This is a genomic window from Microbacterium sp. 10L49, from assembly GCF_056395125.1.
In genome coordinates, this window is the sequence record NZ_JBFTIW010000001.1 from 885,146 (window position 1) to 908,041 (window position 22,896).

The window sequence follows — 22,896 nt, forward strand, 5'->3', positions numbered from 1 at the left end:
CGCTCTCCTGGAGACAACTCATGTCGCCCGTTGGCGGAGCACTCGCGATCGTTGGTATACAAATTCGTCCATCTTGGTATACAATTCCGAAGACCCCCTTTCCCGACCATCAAGGAAGATCGTGACGGAAACGCTGACGACGGTCCCGACCACCGAGGCCCTCACCACCCCGAAGATCGCGACCGGCCGCTCCCTGCTGGGCACCGCCTGGTTGCGGATCCGCCGCAGCCGGATCGCGCTGGCATCATTCGGCGTGGTCATCGCGATCGTGCTGTTCGCGCTCCTGGCCCCGCTGCTCACGGCGATCGAAGGACAGAGTCCGTTCACGACGCACACCGGCCCGGAGACGCTGGACAACTTCAACACCCCGGGTCTGCCGCTGCCGCAGTTCATGTACCCCTCGGCTGAGCACTGGCTCGGCGTGGAGCCGGGTCTCGGCCGCGACCTCTTCGCCCGCCTCGCGTATGGCGCGCAGGTCTCCCTCACCATCGCGCTGCTGGCCACGCTGGTCTCCGTCGTCCTGGGCACCATCATGGGTGCCGCCGCCGGCTTCTTCGGCGGCAAGGTGGACATGGTCATCAGCCGCCTGATCGACCTCTTCCTCGCGTTCCCGCACCTGCTTCTGGTGCTCTCGCTCACCCCGATCCTGCAGTCCCGGCTGCGCGGCACCGCCCTCGGCCAGGGCAGCTTCGTGCCGATCGCCTCGCTGGTGATCATCCTCGGCTTCTTCGGCTGGGCGTATCTCGCTCGCGTCGTGCGCGGGCAGGTGCTCAGCATCCGCGAGCAGGAGTACATCGAGGCCGCGCGATCCTACGGCGCCTCCAAGCGCACCATCCTGTTCACACAGGTGATCCCGAACGTGTCCGGCGTCGTGCTCGTGTACGCGACGATGATGATCCCGACCAACATCTCGGCCGAGGCCGCGCTCTCCTTCCTCGGCGTCGGCGTCAAGGATCCGACACCGTCCTGGGGCCAGATGCTCAACGCAGCCCAGTCGGGTAACTGGTACCTCGTCGACCCCTGGTTCCTGATCGTTCCCGGCACCGCGCTCGTGATCACCGTCCTCGCCTTCAACCTGCTCGGCGACGCGGTCCGCGACGCCCTCGATCCCAAGGCATCGCGCAGCTGAGCGCGACCGTGTCTGCCGGGATCGCCCGCACCCCACGCACTTCCCTGTCCATCCACCCAAGAAGAGAAGAACCATGAGACACAGCCGTCCCCTGTTCGCCGCCTCCGTCGTGGCCGTCGCGCTCGCCGTGACGGGCTGTTCGGCCGGATCCGCCTCCGGCGGCACCGCCACCGGCGGCGCGACCGCGAACAACCCCTACGCCCCGCATGTCGTGAACGAGGGCTTCAGCACCAAGGGCGGCAACGTCAACGTGCTGATGTCCAGCGATTTCCAGACCCTCGACCCTGGCAACAGCAACTACGTGCAGACCGCCAACGTCGGTCAGCTCTACTACCGCACCCTGACCATGGCGAAGGAGACCGCCGGCCAGCCGCCGAAGGTCGTGCCCGACCTCGCCACCGACCTCGGCAAGGCCTCCTCCGACGGCCTCACGTGGACCTACACACTCAAGGACGGCGTCAAGTACGAGGACGGATCCCCGATCACGTCCGCCGACATCAAGTACGGCATCGAGCGCACCTTCGCCCGCGACGTCTACACGCAGGCTCCGCAGGAGCTCAACGCCGTGCTCGACGCCGACACCTACAAGGGCCCGTACTCCGGTGGCGACCTCGCCGCGATCGAGACTCCGGACGCGAAGACGATCATCTTCCACCTGAAGCAGCCGTACCCCGACTTCCCTGCCCTCGCCTCGCGCTCCAACAGCGCTCCGGTGCCGCAGGCGAAGGACACCAAGCTCGACTACACCAACCACCCGATCTCCTCGGGGCCGTACATGATCTCGAGCTACGACCGCGGTCGCGAGCTCAAGCTCGTGCGCAACCCGAACTGGGACGCGAAGACGGATGAGAACCGCACCGCGCTGCCCGACTCGTTCTCCTTCTCGCTGTCGACCGCCCAGGCGACGATCAGCCAGCAGCTGCTGAGCGACTCCGACCCGACCGCGATCACGCTCGACTCGAATGGCGCCCTGCAGGCCTCCGATGCCGCGCGCCTCAGCGACCAGACGATCAAGCCGCGCACCGCGGGGGGCCTGCTCGGCTGCACCGACGTGCTGAACTTCAACACCACCACGATCACGGACCCCGACGTGCGCCACGCCCTGGCGCTCGCGATCGACCGCGCGTCGATCCAGGTGCAGTACGGCGGGCCGCGCTTCGGCAAGCTCACCAACTCCTACCTGAACGACGCCCAGGTGGGCTGGATCAAGCCGACGATCGACCTCGACCCGGCCGGCAAGCCGAAGCTGGACGAGGCCAAGAAGCTGCTGCAGGGCAAGACCGTTCCCACGACGCTCACCTACGGCTACTCGAACGCCACCGAGCGGTTCAAGAACCTCGGCACGGTGTTGCAGCAGAACTTCAAGGAGCTCGGCATCGACCTGCAGATGGTCGCGATCCCCGCGCCGAACTACTACACCACGCTCGCCGGCGACCAGATGCCCGACATCGCCCGCGCCGGCTGGTGCGGCGGCGCCGCCTCCGGCTCGACCCGCACGACGGTGGATCCGAACCTCGGTCCGAGCCTCGACGGCACGACTTACGGGTTCAGCAACATCTCGCGCTACTTCGACCCCACGGTCTCCGGCGAGATGTACAAGCTGCGCGACACCAACGGCTCGTCCGAGGAGCTCAACACCCAGTGGACCGAGCTCTACAACAAGGCCATGGAGACGTACCCGATCGTGCCGCTGTTCCGCACGTACACCTCGAGCGTCGTCGGATCCAAGATCCAGAACGCCCAGGTCGGCTACTTCTTCGGAAGCATCGACCTGTCCACCGTCGGCGTCAAGAACTGACGCCTCCGCACTCCTGAAAGGACGGGGCCGGCCCTTCGCGGCCGGCCCCGCACGGGACAGCAATGATCGGATTCCTCGTCCGCCGGGTGGCGGGCCTCGTCCTCCTCCTCCTCGTCGTGAGCTTCGTCACGTTCGCGCTCTTCCAGATCGGCCCGTCCGATCCCGCCGCCGCGGCGTGCGGCCAGGAGTGCACGCCGGAGCGCATCGAGCAGGCGCGCGTCGCGCTGGGCATGGACAAGCCCTTCTTCGTGCAGTATTTCGCGTACCTCTCCGGCTTCTTCGGGCCGCGCATGATCGGCGCACCGGGCGCGGAGCAGCTCTGCGCATGGCCGTGCCTGGGCAAGTCCTTCCAGACCAACGAGAGCGTCACCGACGTTCTCGCCCGCGCCCTCCCGTACACGCTGTCGATCGCCGTCGGCGCGGTCGTGCTGTGGACGATCGTCGGCGTCGGCCTCGGCCTGCTCGCCGCGATCCGCAAGGGCAGGGCGACCGACAAGCTCATCGTCGGCGCCGCCTCGGTCGGCGTCTCGCTGCCGATCCCGGTGACCGGCCTGCTGCTGCTGCTGGTCTTCGTGAGCACCCTGCACTGGCTGCCGTTCACGAGCAATCAGATCAGCAGCCCGTTCGGACCGGCCGGCCCCGCCGGCTGGTTCCTCAACTATCTGCTGCCCTGGGTCGCCATCGCGGTGCTGTTCAGCGCGCAGTACATCCGCATCACACGCAACAACATGATCGAGACATTCGGCGAGGACTTCATGCGCACCGCCCGGGCCAAGGGCCTGGGTCGCCGCGAGATCGTCTTCCGGCACGGCGTGCGCGCCGGTATCACACCGATCGTGACCATGCTGGGCCTCGACATCGGCGCCCTGCTCGGCGGCGCCGTGCTCACCGAGCAGATCTTCTCGGTCCCGGGCCTCGGCTTCACGGCCGTGCACGCGGCGGTCGCCGGAGACCTTCCCGTCACCATGGCCATCACCATGCTGGCCGCGTTCTTCATCATCACCGCCAACGTCGTCGTCGACCTCGCCTACGCCGGCATCGACCCGAGAGTGAGGGTCAGCTGATGGCCACCCCGTTCCTCGACATCCGCGATCTGCGGGTCGACTTCCCCACCGACGACGGCGTCGTGCACGCGGTCAACGGCATGGACCTCACCCTCGAGCGCGGCGACACGATCGGCATCGTCGGCGAGTCCGGATCCGGCAAGACCGTCACCAGCCAGACGCTGATGGGGCTGCTCAAGGAGACGAGCGCCCGTGTCACCGGGCAGATCCTGTTCGAGGGCACCGATCTCGTGCCGCTCAGCGAGAACGAGATGCGTCCGTTCCGCGGTCGCAAGATCGGGATGATCTTCCAGGACCCGCTCTCCGCGATGCATCCGTTCTACACGGTCGGCACGCAGATCGCCGAAGCGTACCGGGTGCACAACAGGGTGAGCGCGAAAGCCGCCAAGGCGCAGGCCATCGACATGCTGGCGCGCGTCGGCATCCCGGATCCGGTGTCCCGCTACGACTCCTACCCGCATGAGTTCTCCGGCGGCATGCGCCAGCGCGCGATGATCGCGATGGCCCTCATCTGCGAGCCGGAGCTGCTCATCGCCGACGAGCCGACCACCGCGCTCGACGTCACGGTGCAGGCGCAGATCCTCGACCTGATCTCATCGCTGCAGCAGGAGACCGGATCCGCCGTCGTCTACGTGACACACGACCTCGGCGTCGTCGCCGAGGTCTGTCAGCGCGTGATCGTCATGTACGGCGGGCAGTGCGTCGAGCAGGCCGACATGGAGGACGCCTTCCTGCGCACCGCGCACCCGTACACGAAGGGCCTGCTCGCCTCGATGCCGTCGATGGCGGATGAGGCCGGACGCCTCACGCCCATTCCCGGCTTCCCTCCGTCTCTGCTCGACCTGCCGCAGGGCTGCCTGTTCGCCGACCGCTGCCCAGTGGCGCACCTGGTGCCGGGTAACCGCTGCCGCACCGAGCGACCTGCGCTGCACGGCGCGGGATCGCACCGATCGCGCTGCCACCTGTCCGAGGGGCTCGGCACGTCCCAGCCGATCACGATGGAGGCCGCACGATGACCGCCCCGCTGCTGCAGGTCGAGGGCCTCGCCAAGCACTTCCCCGTCTCGCAGGGCATGTTCAAGCCGAAGAGCATCGTCAAGGCCGTCGACGGCGTGTCCTTCACGCTCGAGCGCGGCAAGACCCTGGGCCTGGTGGGTGAGTCCGGCTGCGGCAAGTCGACGACCGGCCGGCTGCTCATGCGCCTGCTGACGCCGACCGCCGGGAGCATCCGCCTGGACGGCGCCGACGTCGCGGGCCTGAAAGGCTCCGAGCTGCAGGACTTCCGCCGCCGCGTGCAGATGGTGTTCCAGAACCCCGCGTCCTCGCTGAACCCGCGCCAGACCGTGGGGGCCGCGATCGCCGCACCGCTGCGCGCCCAGCACATCAGCCCCAAGGAGGGGATGAAGACCCGCGTGCAGTCGCTCATGGACCGGGTGGGACTGCGGCCGGAGCACTACAACCGCTTCCCGCACGAGTTCTCCGGCGGCCAGAAGCAGCGCGTCGGGATCGCCCGGGCGCTGGCACTGGAACCCGACGTGGTGATCTGCGACGAGCCCGTGTCCGCGCTCGACGTGTCGGTGCAGGCGCAGGTGATCAACCTGCTGCAGGACATCCAGGCCGACACCGGCATCTCCTACGTCTTCATCGCGCACGACCTCTCGGTCGTCAAGCACTTCGCCCACGACGTGGCCGTGATGTACCTGGGCAAGGTCATGGAGCTCGGCACTAGGGACGAGGTCTTCGACGCCCCGCGGCATCCCTACACGCAGTCGCTGCTGTCGTCGGTCCCCTCCCCCGATCCGCACGCGGATCGCAGCGGGCGGATCCGTCTCACCGGCGATCTGCCGCATCCGTCGAACCCGCCCAGCGGCTGCGTGTTCCGCACGCGCTGTCCGGTCTTCGAGCTGCTGGACGAGGAGAAGAAGAAGATGTGCGTCGAGCAGGTGCCGTCCGGTGCGGTCGCCTGCCACCACCTGGCCGAGGCCGCCGCGTTCGCGGCGAGCACCCCTGAAGAGAGGAAGATCCTTGCTGATTCGTGACGTCCGCCCCTGGGGCGGTTCCGCATCCGACGTCGTCATCGAGGACGGTCGCATCGCGGCCGTGCGCCCGCACGACGAGACGGCCCCGCTCGGGGCTGGGGATGTGGACGGCCGCGGACGGCTGCTGCTGCCTTCGTTCAGCGACGTGCACGTGCATCTGGACTCCTCCCGCATCGGCCTGCCGTTCCGCGAGCACACCGGAGCCCCCGGCGTGTGGGCCATGATGATGAACGACCGCCGCAACTGGCGCAACACCGACGTGCCGCACGCCGAGATCGTCGCCGGCACGCTGGAGCGCATGATCGCCCGCGGCACCACGCGGGTGCGCACCTACGCGCAGGTCGACGTGGACTGCAAGCTGGAGAAGTTCGACTCGGTGATGGCGGCGAAGGAGAAGTTCGCCGATCAGGCCGACGTGCAGGTGATGACCTTCCCGCAGGCCGGGATCCTCCTGGAAGAGGGCACGGTCGACTACCTCGAGGAGTCGCTCAAGCAGGGCGCCGACGTCATGGGCGGCATCGACCCTTCGCAGCTCGACCGCGATCCGGTGAAGCACCTGGACATCGTGTTCGGTCTGGCCGAGAAGTACCAGGTCGAGATCGATATCCATCTGCACGAACCGGGTCACCTCGGCGTGTTCAGCACTGAGCTCGTGCTGGAGCGAGTGCGCGCGCTCGGCATGCAGGGCAAGGTCACGATGTCCCACGCCTACGAGCTGGGCGGAGTGGACGAGGCCACCAGCCGCCGGCTGATCGACGAGTTCGCCGCACTCGACATCGCCATGGCGAGTGTCGCACCTGCGGCCCGCAACCAGCTGTCGCTCGTCGACCTGGTCTCCTCGGGCGTGCGATTCGGGCTCGGCGAGGACGGCCAGCGCGACTACTGGAGCCCGTACGGCAACTGCGACCTGCTCGATCGCACCTGGCAGCTGGCGTTCACGAACAACTTCCGCCGCGACGAGCACATCGAGATGTGCCTGGCGATCGCGACCATCGGTGGCGCCAGCATCATGTCGCACGACGTGCCCCGCCTGAACGGAGTGCAGGACCGCCCTGGCACGGCCGTCGGCGATCGCGCCGACCTGGTTCTCGTCGACGGTCAGACGCCGACCAGCGCCGTGATGGACCGCGGCACCGATCGCACCGTCCTCCATGACGGGCGCGTCGTCGCCGATGGGCTCCGTGTCCTCGCGAGCTGATCGGGCGGAGGGCGACGCTCTCCCGGCTGGACCTGCGGCGGAGCACGCCCGGCCCGCGCCGGACCGCTCCCGGCCGGTGCCGGCCGGGAGCGCCGCCCGAGCCCTTGCGCTCGGGGCCGCGCTCCTGGTCGGCATGAACCTGCGTCCGGCGATCACGTCGGTCTCGGCGCTGCTGGACCAGGCGACGAGCGAGTTCGGTCTCGGCGGCGTGGAGCGCAGCCTCCTCGCGACGCTGCCCGTGATCGCCTTCGGCCTGACCGCACCTCTCGGCCCTCTGCTGGCGCGGCGCCTGGGCACGACCCGCGCGATCCTCATGGCGATGGCCGTGCTGGCGGCGGGACTCGTGCTGCGAGTGCTGAGCGGCTGGATGCTGCTGCCCGGCACGTTCCTCGCCGGTGCCGCCATCATGGTGGCGGCCACCCTGCTGCCGCCCTACCTGAAGGCGCTCGGCGCCAGCGGACTCTGGGTGGGCCTCAGCAGCATGTCGTTCGGCATCGGCGCCGCCCTGGGGGCCTCTCTCGCCGTGCCGCTGGACGAGACATTCGGCCTCGCACCCGCCCTCGCCGCCTGGGCTGCGCTCGCGGTGATCGCTGCGCTGGCCATGCTCGCCGTGGGCCGCGGCTCGGCGACCGCTGCGCCGATGGGGGCGCCGATCGCGATTCCCGTCGGCGCACGCGCCACGGTGGCGCTCATGACGACCGTGTTCTCGCTGCAGGCGCTGCTCTACTTCGCCGTGACCACGTGGCTTCCGCTGATCCTGGCTTCGCATGGCGAGTCCCGCGCCTCAGCGGGCGGTCTGCTGGGCTGGTTCAGCCTGATCGGCTTGATTCCGACACTGGTCGCACCGGTGATGGCACGCCGTCGGCGGATCCTGACCTGGTTCGGCCCCGGGCTGGGGATCGTGATGGCCGCTGGGTTCACCTGGTTCGCCTTCGATGGCGGCCACGACGCCGTGGTCGTCACCGTGCTCGGTATCGCTCAGAACGCCGGCTTCGGTCTGGCGATGGGACTGCTCGTGAGCCTGTCCGCGGACGAGGCCTCCGCCGGGATACTCTCCGCGATCGCGCAGGGAGTCGGCTACGCGCTCGCCGGCGCGGGAAGCCTGCTGCTCGGCATCGTGCACGACGCGAGCGGCACCTGGACTGCCAGCCTGCTGATCATGGCGCTCTGCGCGCTTCTGCTCGCCATCTCGGTGGTGCTCGTCATCCGTCGTCGCCCGGTTTCACTGATCCGGCGCTGAGCGAACGGCCCGGCGCCGTCAAGACGCAGCGCTTGCAGGCGCGCAGGACACGCGAACCGAAAGGTCGAGGCCCGCCCCACACCGTGGGACGGGCTTCGCAAGAATGTTTAGCGCGATTGTACGCTGGCTGCGCTGCTGCTTAGCGGCGGAGTCCGAGACGCTCGATCAACGACCGGTAACGGTTGATGTCGACGTCCTGGAGGTAGCCGAGCAGACGACGGCGCTGACCGACGAGCAGGAACAGGCCACGACGCGAGTGGTGGTCGTGCTTGTGCTCCTTGAGGTGCTCGGTGAGGTCCTTGATGCGCTGCGTCAGCATGGCAACCTGCACCTCGGGGGATCCGGTGTCACCGGGGTGCGTCGCGTACTCTTCGATGATCGCCTTCTTGACGTCTGCTTCCAGTGCCATAGGTGATCCCCTTCCTCTTTGCTGCGCGGTGCCCGACGCCTGATGCGTGGGCTCTCTTTATCCGCGGCCGATCGAACGGCAACCGCACAAGTCTATCAGCACCGGGCGGCTCCGTGCGCCGAGCCGGATCCCGGCCGCTCGTCACGCCGATACGCTCGATGAGTGAGTCACCTGATCGACCTGAGCCCCTTCCGGCAGAGCCCGGCCTTCGCCCGGATGTGGATCGGATCCACTCTCAGCGGCATCGGCGGTCAGCTCACGGTCGTCACGGTCATGCTGCACGTGTTCGCGCTCACGCACAGCACCTTCGCCGTGTCCATGATCGCGGTCGCCGGGCTGGTGCCGATGATCCTCGCCGGCCTGTACGGCGGCATGCTCGCCGACGCATTCGACCGGCGACGCGTCGCGCTCATCGCGGCTGTCATCACCTTCGTCGCGACCGCACTGCTCGCGACGCTCACCTGGACGCACGCGGAGACGATCTGGTGGCTCTACGCCCTGAGCATGATCATCGCCGCGTCGAACTCGGTCGGCATGGCCACGCGCACCGCGATCATCCCGCGCCTGCTCTCCCGGGACATGCTGGCGCCCGCCTCGGCACTGAACGGCGTGGCCTTCGGCATGACCGTCATGGCAGGCCCCGCCCTGGCCGGTCTCCTCGTCGCACTCACCGGCTATGGCTGGACCTACACGATCGACGTGATCCTCATGCTGTCGATGTTCCTCGGCCTGTGGACGCTGCCCGCCCTCAAGCCCGAGGGCGAGATCGTGCGCCCAGGACTCGCCTCGCTCGTCGACGGCTGGCGCTTCCTGCGCCGCGCGGGAAACATCCGGATGCAGTACGTCCTCGACGTGTGCGCGATGACGTTCGGCCAGCCCCTGGCCCTGTTCCCGGCGCTCGGCACGGTGATCCTGGGCGGCGGCGCGGTCACCACCGGCCTGCTCACCGCGGCGGTCGCCGTGGGCACCTTCCTGTCGAGTCTGTTCTCGGGGCGCATCGTGCACTACCGCTGGCACGGCCGCGGCATCGCCAGGGCGGTGCAGGCGTACGGCGCGATGATCGCGCTGTTCGGCGTGGTCCTGCTCGTGGGCGCTCTGCTTCCGGGCGCGCCCGCGACCGCGAGCTCGCCGAACGTGCTGCTGATCGCGCTGGGGTGCGTCGCTCTGGGGTTCTCCGGTGCGGCCGACAACGTCAGCTCGATCTACCGGAACACGATGATGCAGGCCGCCGTGCCCGACACCATGCGCGGTCGCCTGCAGGGGGTGTTCATCATCGTCGTCGCGGGCGGGCCGCGTCTCGGCGCCTTGTACGCCGGAGTGCTGGCCTCGCTCACTGCGCTGTGGTGCCCGCCGCTCGTGGGCGGAATGCTCGTGATCGGGCTCGTGGCGCTGTTCACCCGGCTGAGCCCGCGCTTCCGGGCTTACGACGCCGAGGATCCGCAGCCCTGAACGACCCGTGGGCGGAAGCTGCGGATCCTCGCACTCGTCAGCGCTGTCCGGCGGGCTGGCGGATCGCGACGTTGATGCGGTTCCAGACGTTGATCGCGCTGATCGCCAGGATCAGCGCGGACAGCTGCCGCTTGTCGAACTGCGCCGACACCTCGGCCCACAGCTCGTCGGGCACCGGATCCGCCTTGTCAGCGATCCTGGTGAGGGCTTCGGTGAGCGCGAGTGCCGCCCGCTCCCGCGCTGTGAACAGCGGCGCCTCGCGCCAGGCGGCGACGCCGAACACGCGCTCGTCGCTGGCGCCGTCGCCGCGCATCTCCTTGGCGTGCTCGATCGTGCACCAGCTGCATCCGTTGATCTGGCTGGCCCGCAGATGCACGAGATGCAGCAGCTCCTCCGGCAGATCGGTCGAGCCCGCCACCTTGCTGAGCCCGGTGAGCGCGTCGAAGCCGCCCTCGAGCAGGAATGCGGGGTGCGGCATCCGCGCCTTGATGGCGACGGCGGTGGTGGTGTCGATGGTCTGGTCGATGGTCATGTCAGACTCTTCCCGTTCTTCTCATGAGACGCCGTCCCGATTCGGACGGTCACTCTGATGACACGCGGGCCGGAGGAGATGTGACATGACGGACGAGAATTCTCTTGCGGAGCGCTTCGAGGAGCATCGTCCCCGGCTGCGCCGGCTCGCGCAGCGCATGCTCGGATCCACCGCGGAGGCCGACGACATCGTGCAGGAAGTGTGGCTGCGGGCTTCCGCGGCCGGCGCGGACGACGTGAAGAACTTCGGCGGCTGGTTGACCACGATCGCTTCCCGCGCCTGCCTGAACGTGCTGCGTTCTCGCGCCTCGCGAGGCGAGATCCCGCTCGACGACGAAAGGACGGGCCCGGTCATCGAGATGGAAGAGCGGGCACCGGATCCCATGCAGGAGGCGCAGCAGGCGGAGGCCGTCGGCGCCGCACTCACGGTCGTGCACGAACGCCTCTCCCCCGCCGAGCGTGTCGCCTTCGTCCTGCACGACTCCTTCGATGTGCCCTTCGAGCAGATCGCCGACCTGCTCGAACGCTCCCCCGATGCGGTACGACAGCTGGCCAGCCGCGCGCGCCGCCGAGTGCGCTCGGCCGACGTCGCCGGCATCCGCCCTGCCAGGGAGCGACGTCCCGTGGTCGATGCGTTCTTCGCGGCCGCGCGCGCGGGCGACTTCGACCGCCTGGTGTCGTTGCTCGCCCCCGATGTCGAGCTGCGGATCGAGCAGGGCCTCTCCGTCACGGCGCTCGTGCGCGGCGGCGCGGCCGTCGCGGGCCGGGCGCTCATGTTCGCGATTCCGGACGCCGTGCTCCGTCCCGTGCTCGTGGACGGTCTCCCCGGCGTCGTGGTCACCGTCCGCGGACAGGCGGTGTCGATGATGGCGTTCGACGTCGATGGAGACCGGATCGCGGCGATCGATGCGTTCGCGGGTCCGGCGCGCGTGGCCGAGCTGTCGCTGCCGCGTTGACACCAGCGGGATCCTCAGGCCCTACGACGGGCGATGTCCCCGCCCGGGTGCACACTGACGGCATGAGCACCACGAGCCGCACGACCACGCTGCCCCTGACCGGGCCGTACGACCTCCGCGAGGTCGCACTCATGGGATTCGGCCATCGCGACGAATCCGCCTTCGACGGCGTGATGCGACTGGCCTTCTGCACCGACGCGCTCGACGCGCAGGTCGGCGTCGAGGTGCGCCAGCAGGAGGGCGCGCTCGCGCTCACGGTGCGCGGTGACGGCGACCTCGATGCGATCGCGGCGCAGGTGGCCCGGGTCGTCTCCGCCGACCACGACGGCGACGCGTGGGCGGCGGTGTGCGCTGCGGATCCCGTGCTCGCGCGCGTGCACGCGGAAGCCCCGGGGTTCCGTCCTTCGAACTTCTACAGCCCGTACGAAGCCGCGGTCTGGGCGGTCCTCTCGGCCCGCCGCGCACGCCGGCAGGGCATCGCACTGCGCCGACGCCTGTCCGAGCAGCACGGCGCCGTGTTCACGCTCGCCGGACGCCCCGAGGCGGCCCTGCCGCTACCTGGGCAGCTTCTCGGCCTCGACGCGATTCCCGGACTGCCCGCGGACCGGATGCCCCGACTGCACGCCATCGCGCGCGCCGCACTGGACGGGCAGCTCGACGTGCAGCGGCTGGCTCGCATGACGCCCGCCGAGGCGATGCTCGACGTGCAGCGCCTGCCCGGCATCGGCCCGTTCTACGCTGCGCTCATCGTGATCCGCGCGTGCGGACTCGCCGACGTGCTGTCCACCCAGGAGGATCACACCCGAGCCGCGGTCCAGGCGCTATACGGCCTCGATCACAGGCCGGGCGATGCCGAGCTGGAGCGGATCGCCGAGGCCTGGCGTCCGTTCCGCACCTGGGCGGCCGTGTCACTGCGAGCGGTCGGGACCCGGCTCGTCGATCAGCCCGCGGCCTGACCAGCACCGGGAGAGCCTCTCGAGACGCGAAAGGGCGGGGCCGCGCGATGCGGCACCCGCCCAAGGGATGAACCCGGATTACGCCTCGAGGGCGCCCTGCAGGTCGAGCGTGATCGTGACGTCCTTGCCGACGAGCACGCCGCCGGTCTCCAGCGCCGCGTTCCAGGTGAGGCCGAAGTCCTCGCGGTTGATGACGGCCTTGGCAGACGCGCCGGCCTTGTAGTTGCCGTACGGGTCGGAGCCGAAGCCACCGAAGTCGAGCTCGAAGGTGACCGGCTTGGTCACGCCGTGGATGGTCAGGTCGCCGTCGACGAACAGGTCGCCGCCCTCGGCACGCGCGCCGGTGGAGACGAAGTCCATCGTGGGGTACTTCTCCGCGTCGAAGAAGTCGCCCGACATCAGGTGACCGTCGCGGCCGGCGTCACCGGTGCTCAGCGAGGTGACGTCGACGCTCGCCTCGACGCGGGCCTCGAGCGGGTTCTCCGGGGCGACGAGCGTGGCGCTCTTGACGCCGAACGTGCCGCGCACCTTCGAGATCATCATGTGGCGGACACTGAAGGTCACCTCGCTGTGGGCGGGGTCCAGGGTCCAGGTGCCGCTGCGGTAACCGGGGATGTCGATGCTCATTGCTGCTCCTCGTGCGAAGTTCTGGGCCACCGCTCCTGCGGCGACATCACCGTACAACTTACATTCAACTGAATGCATTCCCGATTCGCCGAACTTTTTCCGAGATCACCTCCGACACGACGAAGGCCCCGTTCAAGACGGGGCCTTCGCGATCGAGCTCGTCAGCCGACGGCGATGAGATCGATGATGAAAATGAGGGTCTTGCCGCCGAGGAAGTGACCGGATCCGGCAGGTCCGTAGGCGAGCTGCGGGGGGATGATCAACTCGCGGCGTCCACCGACCTTCATGCCGGGAATGCCTTCCTGCCAGCCCTGGATCAGACCGCGGAGCGGGAACTGGATGGTCTCGCCACGGCCCCAGGAGGAGTCGAACTCCTCGCCGGTGTCGTGCTCGACACCCGCATAGTGCACGGTCACGGTGTCGCCGGGCTTCGCCTCGTCGCCGGTTCCCTCGATGATGTCGCGGATCACGAGCTCCGTGGGAGCGGGTCCGGTGGGGGCGTCGAACTCGGGCTTGGTGCGCTCAGTCATGCCTCCATACAACCCGACGGGTGCGGCTCGGTCAACGCGAGGCCCTGCGCCGACGGCGAACAGCGCTCGGCACGTGTCGCGGAGAGTCGCGGGCCCGATCCTTGACATCCCCGCCCCACGGGTGCAACCTGTTTTCAGATCAACTCAGCGCCCGGAGGACTTGCAGGCATCGCCGCAGCACCGGGCGCTGAGTCTGTCTCAGACCGCGAGCAGGGCGTCGCGCGCCGCGTGGGTGCGCTGCAGCAGAACCTGCTCATCCTGGGTCGCCAGCTGATCCCTTCCCGTGATGATGCGCTGCCGCACGGAGGCGAGCGTGGTCGCGTCCTTGATGAACCCGCGCATGATCGGGCGACGGTCGCCGCGTAGTCCCGACGCCCACCGCAGACCGACGCGCCGGCCCGCAGGCGTCGCGAGCATCGACACCTCCTGCGGCGTGAACCAGCCTGCAGTCGCATAGTCGCTGAGCCGGGCGTAAGTGAGGCGCGCCTCCTCCTTGCGCAGCAGGATGATCACGACGATGAAGCCGACGAACAGCGGAACCTGCAGCACGAGGTACAGCACGAAGAAGTTGCCGATCATCGAGGAGCCGTTCCAGAGCGCGTGCAGCGCCATCGCCCCCAGCACGCCTACCGCGCCGAAGCCGAGCGCGCGCGCTGCCGAGGCGCCGCGACGCGCGGCAAGCCCGATCGCGAACCCGGTCACCGAGGTGAACATCGCGTGAGCGAAAGGCGACATGAGTCCGCGCAGCACGAAGGTGACGGTCAGATCCGGCGCCCCGCCCTCGATGAGACTGATCGCGAAGTACTGGATGTTCTCGGTGAAGGCGAAACCCGCGCCGACCAGCGCGCCGTACACGATGCCATCGATCGGGCCATCGAAACTGCGACGAGCCATCACGAAGATCAGGAAGACGCCGAGGCCCTTCGCCGTCTCCTCGACCATCGGTGCCTGGAGCACCGCGGTCAGGTCGTCGCTGCGCTGGCCGAGCAGCAGCGTCAGCAGGAGATGGACCACGAGCGCGAGGCCCACCGATGCGATCGCACCCCACGCGATCGCGAACGCGACCAGCGACTTCGGCTCCGGCTCCCACCGGTCGATGAAGAACACACCGAAGAACACGATCGTCAGGGGCACGAGCGCGAGCACCATGCCGATCATCGACGCGGCAGGGCCGAGCGCCCACACGAAGTAGGCGATGAGGCCCAGGAGCACGAATCCGAGCGCGCCGAACGCCCAGACCGAGGCGTGCCGGCCTTTCGCGGACGGCACCGGCAGCGCCGGCACCGCCTGGACGGGAGCGGGCGGTGTGTACGCGTCATAGGCGACGGCGCCGTGGTGCTCCGGGCGCTGAGCGAGCACCGAGCCGTACACCGGCGAGATCGGCGTCGATGCCGTCTGCGGGTAGTTCTGGGGCTGCACGTACTGCGGCTGCTGAGCGTACTGCGGCTGGGCGGGCGCCTGCCCCGTCATCGGCGAGGGCTGCGCGGCCTCAGGCGGCTGGTACGGCGACGGCGCGGCGGGCGACGGGCGCGGGGCAGGGCGCTGCGCGGCGGGATCGCCGTGTCCTCCAAAGCTCATGCCCAAAGCCTAGAGGCTCACCGCCACGGAGCAGCGGATACGCCCGGTAGCGTGGAGGCATGCGGTTCGCTCATCTGCGCCGTCCCGAATCCGACCTTCCCGCCCTCGCCGTCATCGACGGTGCCGGGGCGACGCTCGTCTCCGATCTCGTGGATCCGGCCCCTGCCACCCTCCAGCAGCTCATCGAAGGCGGCGACGTCCTTCTCGACGCCGTCCGCGACGCGCACGCGCGCGGCGAGGCTCCCGTGCACGCACTCGACGGCTTCGCCTACAGCGCCGCGGTACTCGCTCCGCCGGTCGTGCTGGCCGTGGGGCTGAACTACGCCGCGCACTCGAGTGAGCTCGGGCTGAAGACCGATACAGCGCCGACCGTGTTCACGCTGTGGCCGAACTCCCTGACCGGCCACGAGCAGACCACGTCGTGGCCGCGCGCCCTGTCGGAGTCGGTGGACTACGAGGCCGAACTCGGCGTGGTGATCGGCGCCGCCGCGAAGGACGTGTCCGCCGAGGATGCCCTCGACCATGTCTGGGGCTACACCGTGGTCAACGACATCACCGCACGCGACATCCAGTTCGCCGAGGCGCAGTGGTCGCGCTGCAAGTCCTTCGACGGCTTCTCCCCCACCGGGCCGGTCGTCGTCACGGCCGATGAGATCCCGGATCCGCAGGATCTGCACATCTGGACCGTCGTCGACGGCCACCGGGTGCAGGACGCGTCGACCGGGCAGATGGTGCGCCCGGTCTCGGCGCTCATCGCGCACCTCTCCCGCTCGCTCACGCTGCGTCCTGGAACCCTGATCTCGACCGGCAGCCCCGGCGGCGCCGGCTACTCGCGCGACCCGCAGATCTTCCTCCGCGACCGTTCGACCGTGACGGTCGGCATCGACGGGATCGGCGAGCTCACCACGCATTGCCGGATCCTGGACTGATCCGTCTCCGTCGTCGTCCGCAAAGAACGCACGACAATGGCGAACGGCCCGCCACTCGGAGGAGTGGCGGGCCGTTTCCACGTGCGGCGGAGTTCAGACTCCGGCGTTGACGTCCTTCGACGGGATGACGGGGATCGCCGCGGTGATGGTCTCGAGACCCGACAGGCGGGCCGGCGACAGCTGCTTGGTGACGTCCTCACGCGACATCAGACCGGCCTCGACCACGAGGTCGGCGACGTTGCGGTTGGTCAGCAGGGCGGTCTTGGCGAGGGCTGCCGAGGCGGCGTAGCCGATGAACGGCGTGAGCGCCGTGATCACGCCGACCGAGGAACCGACCATGGCGCCCAGACGGTCGCGGTTGGCGGTGATGCCGTCGACGCAGTTCACGCGCAGGGTCCACATCGCCTGACGCATCCAAGTGATGGACTGGAAGATCGAGTGCGCGATGACGGGCTCGAACGCGTTCAGCTGCAGCTGACCGGCCTCGGACGCCATGGTCACCGTGACGTCGGATCCGGCGACGGCGAACGCCACCTGGTTCACGACCTCCGGGATGACCGGGTTGACCTTGCCCGGCATGATGCTGGAGCCGGCCTGCATCGCGGGCAGGTTGATCTCGCCGAGACCGGCCTGCGGACCCGAGGAGAGCAGACGCAGGTCGTTGCAGATCTTGGAGAGCTTCATCGCGTTGCGCTTGAGCGACGAGGAGAAGGACATGAAGGATCCGGTGTCACTGGTCGCCTCGACGAGGTCGCTCGCGGTGGCCAGATCCAGACCCGAGATCTCACGCAGGTGCTTCAGCACGGAGGCCGCGTAGGCGGGGTGCGTGGTGATTCCCGTGCCGATCGCGGTGGCGCCCATGTTGATCTCGTACATGAGCCAGGCGTTCTCGGTGAGGCGCGTGTGGTCGTAGCCGAGCGTCGACGCGAAGCCGTGGAACTCCTGGCCGAGGGTCATCGGGACGGCATCCTGCAGCTGGGTGCGACCGACCTTGAGCACGTCGTGGAACTCGCGCGCCTTGTTCAGGAACGACACGCGCAGCAGGTCGAGCTCGTCGAGCAGCGAGCGCAGGTTCAGCGACAGCCCGATCTTGACCGCCGTCGGGTAGACGTCGTTCGTCGACTGGCTGCGGTTGGTGTGATCGATCGGCGAGAGGAAGGCGTAGTCGCCCTTCTCGCGTCCGGCCAGCTCGAGCGCGATGTTGGTGATGACCTCGTTCGCGTTCATGTTCGTCGAGGTGCCGGCCCCGCCCTGGATGACGCCGACGATGAACTGATCGTGGAACTCGCCGTTGATCACCTTCTGCGCGGCGGCGTCGATGAGGTCCGCCTTCTCCGCGTCGAGCGTGCCGATCTCCTTGTTGGCGCGGGCGCTGGCCTGCTTGACCATCGCGAGCGCTTCGATCAGCTCCGGGTAGACGGAGATGGGGCGCTTCGTGATCGGGAAGTTCTCGGCGGCGCGGAGCGTATGGATCCCCCAATACGCGTCGGCAGGGATCTCCTTGCTTCCCAGGGAGTCGGTTTCGGTACGGGTGGCAGGCGCAACGGCGGCCATGGACACATCCTCGTGAGTGATGGCGAACAGGGAAGGGGGATGTATCCATCCTACCCGTCGCCGATCACCGCCCCGGCTTGCGCGAGAACGCCTCGAGCCTCTGCTCGGGCTCCAGCTGCGCCATCCGCTCGACCCACGCGGGGCTGAACGTGTCGACCGGCGTCGCCTCGACAACCGGGACCACGGTGTGCGTGATGGTCTCCGGGCGCACGTGCACGAGCTGGAAGGACTGCGCGGCGTCCATGCCGTTGACCCGGTCCCCCGGGCTGGCGACGTCCATGGTGTAGCAGGTGGCGGATGCCACGCTCACGGGGATGCCCGCGAACGTCGCATGCAGCGAATAGTGCAGGTGCCCCGCGAGGATCCCCCGGACGTCGGATCCGCGCAGCACCTCGGCGAGCTCGTCCTGATGGCGCAGCTCGAGGATGTCGAAGAACGGGATGTGGCTCGGCACCGGCGGATGATGCATCGCGAGCAGAGTGCCGTGCGGTGCGGGCGTGCGCAGCTGATCGGCCAGCCAGTCGCGCTGCTCCGCGTCGATGTCTCCATGGTGCCAACCGGGGATGGTGGAGTCCAGCGCGATCACGCGCAGACCGTTCAGATCCCACACGCCCGTGACCGCATCCTCGCTGGGCGCGACGTCGAGCAGATGCTCTCGCATCGCGGGGCGCTCGTCGTGGTTGCCGGCCACCCAGATCACGGGGGCGCCGAGGCGCTCGGACACGGGCTCGACGACGGCGCGCAGCCGACGGTAGGCGTCGGGTTCGCCGAGGTCGGCCAAGTCGCCGGTCACGACGATCGCGTCGGGCGCGTCCGTCGCGCTCTCGATCGCCGCGAGCGTGCGCGCCAGCGTGGTGTCCACGTCGAAGCGTCCGCCCAGCGCCGCCCCTCCGGCCAAGAGGTGCGGGTCGCTCACGTGCACCAGGGTGTGCGTGGGCGGGGCGTAACGGCCGAACTGCACAGTCATGGTCCTCAGGCTAGCCCCGCGACGACGGCCTTCTCGGGCGGCGCCGCGCGGGCCTGCTACTTCACGACGATGAGCACGATGCCGCCGAGCACCGCCGCCGCGCAGACGGCGAAGCACGCGTAGGCCGCGATCTGGGCGAGCGTCTTCTGCCCGTCGCTGAGCGGGCTCTTGCGGGCGGCCTTCGCGGCGGCCTTCGCCGCGCGCTTGGCCTCCTTCTCGCTGATCACCGTGATCGCGTCGGTGAATTCGGCGGGCGTCACCACCGGAACCCTGCCCGCCCGCACGAGCATCCGCAGGCCGAGCGCGTAGAAGCCCACGACGACGAGAGTGCCGACGAGTGCGGCGCCGAGCACCTGGAAGAACGCCTCCCAGTGGATGACCACGGTCATCGTCCCGTCCCCTTCTCCTTGGCCTTCGCACGTTCGCGGGCGCGCTGCGCCCTGGCCTGCCGCGGGGTGAGCGGCGGCTCCTCCGGCACCTCGATGGCGCGCCCGGAGTCGGCGACCTCACTGAACGCGTTGTTCGCCGTGACGGCGTTGCGACGCGAACGCAGGAACAGGGCGACGATCACGGCGAGCGCGAGGACCGCATCGATCAGAACGCCCCAGCCGCCACCGACGACCACGATGAATGCCGCCAGGGCCCCGACGAGCCCGGCCGCGGGAAGCGTGAGCACCCACCCGACCGCGATACGGCCGACGGTGCGCCAGCGCACGGCCGATCCGCGCCGGCCGAGGCCGGATCCGATCACGGATCCGGAGGCGACCTGCGTGGTGGACAGCGCGAACCCGAGCGCGCTGGAGGCGAGGATGGTGGCCGCGGTGGACGTCTCGGCGGCGAAGCCCTGCGCGGGCTTGACGTCGGTGAGACCCTTGCCGAGGGTGCGGATGATGCGCCAGCCGCCCAGGTATGTGCCCAGCGCGATCGTGAACGCGCAGGCCACGATCACGTAGATGTGCGGCTGGTGGTCACCCTGCGCCTGCCAGCCGACCGAGATCAGCGCCAGCGTGATCACGCCCATCGTCTTCTGCGCGTCGTTCGTGCCGTGGGCGAGCGCGACGAGCGACGACGTGAAGATCTGTCCCCAGCGGAAGCCGCTGCGGCCGTCGGGTTTGCCGTCGTAGCGGCGCGTGATCAGATACGCGAGCTTGGTGGCGAGGTAGGCGATCAGCCCGGCGGTGAGAGGTGCGATGAGCGCCGGGAGGACGACCTTGGACAGCACGACGCCGAAGTTGATGCCACTGAGCCCGACGCCGACCAGCGTGGCCCCGATGAGCCCGCCGAAGAGCGCATGCGACGAGCTGGACGGCAGTCCGAGCAGCCAGGTCAGCATGTTCCAGGTGATCGCGCCGATGAGGCCCGCGAAGATGAGCGACGGCATGAGGTGCGCGGTGCTCGAATCCTCCTGGATGATGCCGCCGGACACCGTCGCGGCGACCTCGGTGGACAGGAACGCTCCGACGAGGTTCAGTCCGGCGGCGAGCATGACCGCGGTCCGCGGTTTGAGCGCGCCGGTCGCGATGGGGGTGGCCATGGCGTTCGCCGTGTCATGGAACCCGTTGGTGAAGTCGAAGAAGAGTGCCAGCAGGATCACCAGCACGACGATGAGGGCTGCGGTTTCCACCGTTCGCTTTCGTGAAGTGGAGGGACGTGACGAACGAAGAGTTCACCGGGGGTTCAGCATCCGTTAACGGGCCGGTTGCATCCTCCCACCCCGGCCCAAGCCGGTCAACTCGACGACCCCGCTGCAGGCTCCGCCCGCGCCGTGGCGGCCTCGGCTAGCGTTGATGCGTGACCTCCGTCTCCGAGACCGCTCCTGCTCCTTCCCCCGTTCCGCCGCGCGCGGCCCGCCGTTCGCTGATCCGCACCCACCACGGCGACGTGTTCGACGACCCTTACGACTGGCTGCGCGCGAAGGACGATCCCGAGGTGATCGCGCACCTCGAGGCCGAGAACGCATACACCGATGCACGCCTCGGACATCTCGAGCCGCTCCGCGAGACGCTGTTCCAGGAGATCAAGGCGCGCGTGCAGGAGTCGGATCTGTCCGTGCCCACCCGTCGCGGCGACTGGTGGTACTACGGCCGCACGGTCGAGGGGCAGCAGTACGGCCTGCAGTGCCGCGCCGCGGTCTCCTCCCCCGACGACTGGACCCCGCCGGTCCTGGACGCCGCGGTGCCCGTACCGGGCGAGCAGATCCTGCTCGACGGCAACGCCGAGGCGGAGGGCCACGAGTTCTTCGCGATGGGCGCGTTCGATGTCTCCGACGACGCCACTCGCCTGCTGTGGTCGACGGATTTCGAGGGCGACGAACGCTACACGGTGCATGTCCGCGACCTGCTCTCGGGCGAGACGCTGCCCGATGAGATCCCCGGTACGTCCGGCGCGTTCTTCACGCCCGACGGCACCGCCGTCGTCTACACCACCGTCGACGACTCCTGGCGTCCGGACACCCTGTGGCTGCACCGCATCGGCACCCCCGTGGCCGACGACGTGCAGCTGTTCCACGAGCCGGACGAGCGGTTCTGGCTCGGCGCGGGGATCACCCGCAGCCGGAAGTACCTCGTGATCGGCGTCGGCTCCAGCATCACGAGCGAGGAGCACCTCGTCGACCTCGACGATCTCACCGCTCCGCCGCGCGTGGTGTGGCCGCGGCGCGAGGGCGTGGAGTACTCGGTCGAGCACGCCGTGGTCGACGGCCGCGATGAGCTGCTCATCCTGCACAACGACGGCGCGCTGGACTTCGAGCTGGTCGCGGTCTCCGCGTCGGACCCGCAGGGTGAGCGCCGCGCGATTCTGCCGCACACCCCGGGCCGCCGGTTGCTGGATGTGGACGCATTCCGCGACGTCACCGTCGTCGCCTACCGGTTCGAGGGCCTCGAGCGCATCGCGCTGATGGATCCGGCGACGGGGGCGCTGGACGAGCTCGGGTTCGACGAGCCGCTGTTCTCGGCGGGCTTCGGCGGCAACCCCGAGTGGGCCGCGCCGTTCCTGCGCCTCGGCTACGGTTCGTTCGTCACGCCCTCGACCGTCTATGACCTGGAACTGGCGACCCGCACGCTGCACCTGCGCAAGCGCCAGCCGGTGCTGGGCGGCTACGACCCGGCGGACTACGGTCAGCGCCGCGATTGGGCGGTCGCCGCGGACGGCGCCCGCATTCCTGTCTCACTGGTGTGGAAGCGCTCGTTCGGCGAGCCCGGAGCGGAGCCCCGCGCCGTGCACCTGTACGGCTACGGCTCCTACGAGCACTCCATCGACCCTGGTTTCTCGGTCATGCGCCTGTCGGAGCTGGATCGCGGCGTGGTCTTCGCGGTGGCGCACGTCCGCGGCGGCGGCGAGATGGGCCGGCAGTGGTACGAGGACGGCAAGCTCGGCCAGAAGGCGAACTCGTTCACCGACTTCGTCGCGTGCGCGCGCCATCTCATCGACGCCGGCATCACCGTCCCGGACCGGATGGTCGCCGAGGGCGGGAGCGCCGGCGGACTGCTCATGGGCGCGGTCGCGAACCTCGCCCCGGAGCTGTTCCACGGGATCCTCGCCTCGGTGCCCTTCGTGGACGCCCTGACGACGATCCTGGATCCGTCCCTCCCCCTGACCGTGATCGAGTGGGACGAGTGGGGCGACCCGCTGCATGACGCCGAGGTGTACGCCTACATGAAGTCGTACTCACCGTACGAGAACGTGCGCGACGGCGTCGCCTACCCGTCGATCCTCGCTGTCACCTCGCTCAACGACACGCGCGTGCTGTACGTGGAGCCCGCCAAGTGGGTGTCCCGCCTGCGCGACGCCGGGGCGGAAGACGTCCTGCTCAAGTGCGAGATGGTGGCCGGCCACGGCGGCGTCAGCGGCCGGTACAACTCCTGGCGCGAGCGGGCCTTCGAACTGGCCTGGATCCTGGACCGCCTGGGAGCGGCCGCCGCCTGAGCCCGACGAGGGTCCAGGG

The 22,896-nt window shown here is 69.1% G+C and carries 21 protein-coding genes; 12 read left to right on the plus strand and 9 right to left on the minus strand.

Annotated elements, in window-relative coordinates:
- The first annotated feature begins 121 nt into the window (after window positions 1-121).
- The 7 genes from AC1DCT_RS04215 to AC1DCT_RS04245 all read left to right on the plus strand — a co-directional run bounded on the left by AC1DCT_RS04215 (window position 122) and on the right by AC1DCT_RS04245 (window position 8,467).
- Window positions 122-1,129: an ABC transporter permease gene (locus tag AC1DCT_RS04215; RefSeq protein ID WP_440732144.1), complete on the plus strand. Its 1,008-nt coding sequence runs from the start codon at window positions 122-124 to the stop codon at window positions 1,127-1,129.
- 73 nt (window positions 1,130-1,202) lie between these two features.
- Window positions 1,203-2,927 carry an ABC transporter substrate-binding protein gene (locus AC1DCT_RS04220; RefSeq protein ID WP_441976023.1) on the plus strand — a complete coding sequence of 575 codons (1,725 nt, stop codon included), beginning with the start codon at window positions 1,203-1,205 and terminating at the stop codon, window positions 2,925-2,927.
- Between the two features lie 62 nt (window positions 2,928-2,989).
- Window positions 2,990-3,991 carry an ABC transporter permease gene (locus tag AC1DCT_RS04225; RefSeq protein ID WP_441976022.1) on the plus strand — a complete coding sequence of 334 codons (1,002 nt, stop codon included), beginning with the start codon at window positions 2,990-2,992 and terminating at the stop codon, window positions 3,989-3,991.
- Window positions 3,991-5,007 (plus strand): ABC transporter ATP-binding protein, encoded by a 1,017-nt coding sequence (locus AC1DCT_RS04230; RefSeq protein WP_440732147.1) that lies wholly within the window; start codon window positions 3,991-3,993, stop codon window positions 5,005-5,007. Before AC1DCT_RS04225 ends, AC1DCT_RS04230 begins: the two co-directional genes overlap by 1 nt.
- Window positions 5,004-6,029 (plus strand): ABC transporter ATP-binding protein, encoded by a 1,026-nt coding sequence (locus AC1DCT_RS04235; protein ID WP_477427653.1) that lies wholly within the window; start codon window positions 5,004-5,006, stop codon window positions 6,027-6,029. The genes AC1DCT_RS04230 and AC1DCT_RS04235 overlap by 4 nt, the downstream gene beginning before the upstream one ends.
- Window positions 6,016-7,227 (plus strand): amidohydrolase family protein, encoded by a 1,212-nt coding sequence (locus AC1DCT_RS04240; RefSeq protein ID WP_477427655.1) that lies wholly within the window; start codon window positions 6,016-6,018, stop codon window positions 7,225-7,227. The genes AC1DCT_RS04235 and AC1DCT_RS04240 overlap by 14 nt, the downstream gene beginning before the upstream one ends.
- Window positions 7,228-7,360: 133 nt before the next feature.
- Window positions 7,361-8,467: an MFS transporter gene (locus AC1DCT_RS04245; protein ID WP_477427656.1), complete on the plus strand. Its 1,107-nt coding sequence runs from the start codon at window positions 7,361-7,363 to the stop codon at window positions 8,465-8,467.
- Window positions 8,468-8,606: 139 nt separating this feature from the next.
- On the opposite strand, the gene rpsO is transcribed toward AC1DCT_RS04245, so the two are convergent.
- Complete coding sequence (gene rpsO / locus AC1DCT_RS04250) at window positions 8,607-8,876, minus strand: 30S ribosomal protein S15 (protein WP_018187174.1); 270 nt, start codon at window positions 8,874-8,876, stop codon at window positions 8,607-8,609.
- Between the two features lie 162 nt (window positions 8,877-9,038).
- Between rpsO and AC1DCT_RS04255 the strand changes: the two genes are divergently transcribed.
- The gene (locus tag AC1DCT_RS04255) at window positions 9,039-10,325 is read left to right on the plus strand and encodes an MFS transporter (RefSeq protein ID WP_477427658.1); all 1,287 of its coding nucleotides are present in this window, start codon (window positions 9,039-9,041) and stop codon (window positions 10,323-10,325) included.
- A gap of 37 nt (window positions 10,326-10,362) precedes the next feature.
- Here AC1DCT_RS04255 and AC1DCT_RS04260 read toward each other — a convergent pair whose 3' ends face one another.
- Window positions 10,363-10,857 carry a carboxymuconolactone decarboxylase family protein gene (locus tag AC1DCT_RS04260; RefSeq protein ID WP_477427660.1) on the minus strand — a complete coding sequence of 165 codons (495 nt, stop codon included), beginning with the start codon at window positions 10,855-10,857 and terminating at the stop codon, window positions 10,363-10,365.
- An 85-nt stretch (window positions 10,858-10,942) separates the two neighbouring features.
- On the opposite strand from AC1DCT_RS04260, the gene AC1DCT_RS04265 reads away from it, so the two are divergent.
- Both AC1DCT_RS04265 and AC1DCT_RS04270 read left to right on the plus strand, forming a co-directional pair.
- Entirely contained in the window at window positions 10,943-11,812 is an 870-nt protein-coding gene (locus AC1DCT_RS04265) for a sigma-70 family RNA polymerase sigma factor (RefSeq protein WP_477427662.1), read from the plus strand.
- Between the two features lie 62 nt (window positions 11,813-11,874).
- A complete protein-coding gene (locus AC1DCT_RS04270) occupies window positions 11,875-12,768 on the plus strand; it encodes a DNA-3-methyladenine glycosylase family protein (protein WP_477427664.1) in 894 nt (297 codons plus the stop codon).
- A gap of 78 nt (window positions 12,769-12,846) precedes the next feature.
- On the opposite strand, the gene AC1DCT_RS04275 is transcribed toward AC1DCT_RS04270, so the two are convergent.
- From AC1DCT_RS04275 to AC1DCT_RS04285, 3 genes are all read right to left on the minus strand, one after another.
- Window positions 12,847-13,395: a YceI family protein gene (locus AC1DCT_RS04275; protein ID WP_440732157.1), complete on the minus strand. Its 549-nt coding sequence runs from the start codon at window positions 13,393-13,395 to the stop codon at window positions 12,847-12,849.
- Between the two features lie 161 nt (window positions 13,396-13,556).
- The gene (locus tag AC1DCT_RS04280; protein ID WP_378805776.1) at window positions 13,557-13,925 is read right to left on the minus strand and encodes an FKBP-type peptidyl-prolyl cis-trans isomerase; all 369 of its coding nucleotides are present in this window, start codon (window positions 13,923-13,925) and stop codon (window positions 13,557-13,559) included.
- A 198-nt stretch (window positions 13,926-14,123) separates the two neighbouring features.
- Entirely contained in the window at window positions 14,124-15,503 is a 1,380-nt protein-coding gene (locus AC1DCT_RS04285) for a PrsW family intramembrane metalloprotease (protein WP_477427666.1), read from the minus strand.
- A gap of 59 nt (window positions 15,504-15,562) precedes the next feature.
- Between AC1DCT_RS04285 and AC1DCT_RS04290 the strand changes: the two genes are divergently transcribed.
- A complete protein-coding gene (locus tag AC1DCT_RS04290; RefSeq protein ID WP_440732159.1) occupies window positions 15,563-16,432 on the plus strand; it encodes a fumarylacetoacetate hydrolase family protein in 870 nt (289 codons plus the stop codon).
- A gap of 93 nt (window positions 16,433-16,525) precedes the next feature.
- On the opposite strand, the gene AC1DCT_RS04295 is transcribed toward AC1DCT_RS04290, so the two are convergent.
- The 4 genes from AC1DCT_RS04295 to AC1DCT_RS04310 form a co-directional block, all read right to left on the minus strand.
- Window positions 16,526-17,986 (minus strand): aspartate ammonia-lyase, encoded by a 1,461-nt coding sequence (locus AC1DCT_RS04295; protein WP_441976015.1) that lies wholly within the window; start codon window positions 17,984-17,986, stop codon window positions 16,526-16,528.
- A gap of 64 nt (window positions 17,987-18,050) precedes the next feature.
- Window positions 18,051-18,953, minus strand: a complete 903-nt coding sequence (locus AC1DCT_RS04300; protein ID WP_477427668.1) for a metallophosphoesterase family protein — start codon at window positions 18,951-18,953, stop codon at window positions 18,051-18,053.
- Between the two features lie 56 nt (window positions 18,954-19,009).
- On the minus strand, window positions 19,010-19,342 hold the full coding sequence (locus AC1DCT_RS04305) for a peptidase (protein WP_440732162.1): 333 nt from the start codon (window positions 19,340-19,342) through the stop codon (window positions 19,010-19,012).
- Window positions 19,339-20,577 (minus strand): inorganic phosphate transporter, encoded by a 1,239-nt coding sequence (locus tag AC1DCT_RS04310; RefSeq protein WP_440732163.1) that lies wholly within the window; start codon window positions 20,575-20,577, stop codon window positions 19,339-19,341. Before AC1DCT_RS04310 ends, AC1DCT_RS04305 begins: the two co-directional genes overlap by 4 nt.
- Window positions 20,578-20,744: 167 nt before the next feature.
- Between AC1DCT_RS04310 and AC1DCT_RS04315 the strand changes: the two genes are divergently transcribed.
- The gene (locus AC1DCT_RS04315; RefSeq protein WP_477427670.1) at window positions 20,745-22,877 is read left to right on the plus strand and encodes a S9 family peptidase; all 2,133 of its coding nucleotides are present in this window, start codon (window positions 20,745-20,747) and stop codon (window positions 22,875-22,877) included.
- Window positions 22,878-22,896: the final 19 nt, after the last annotated feature.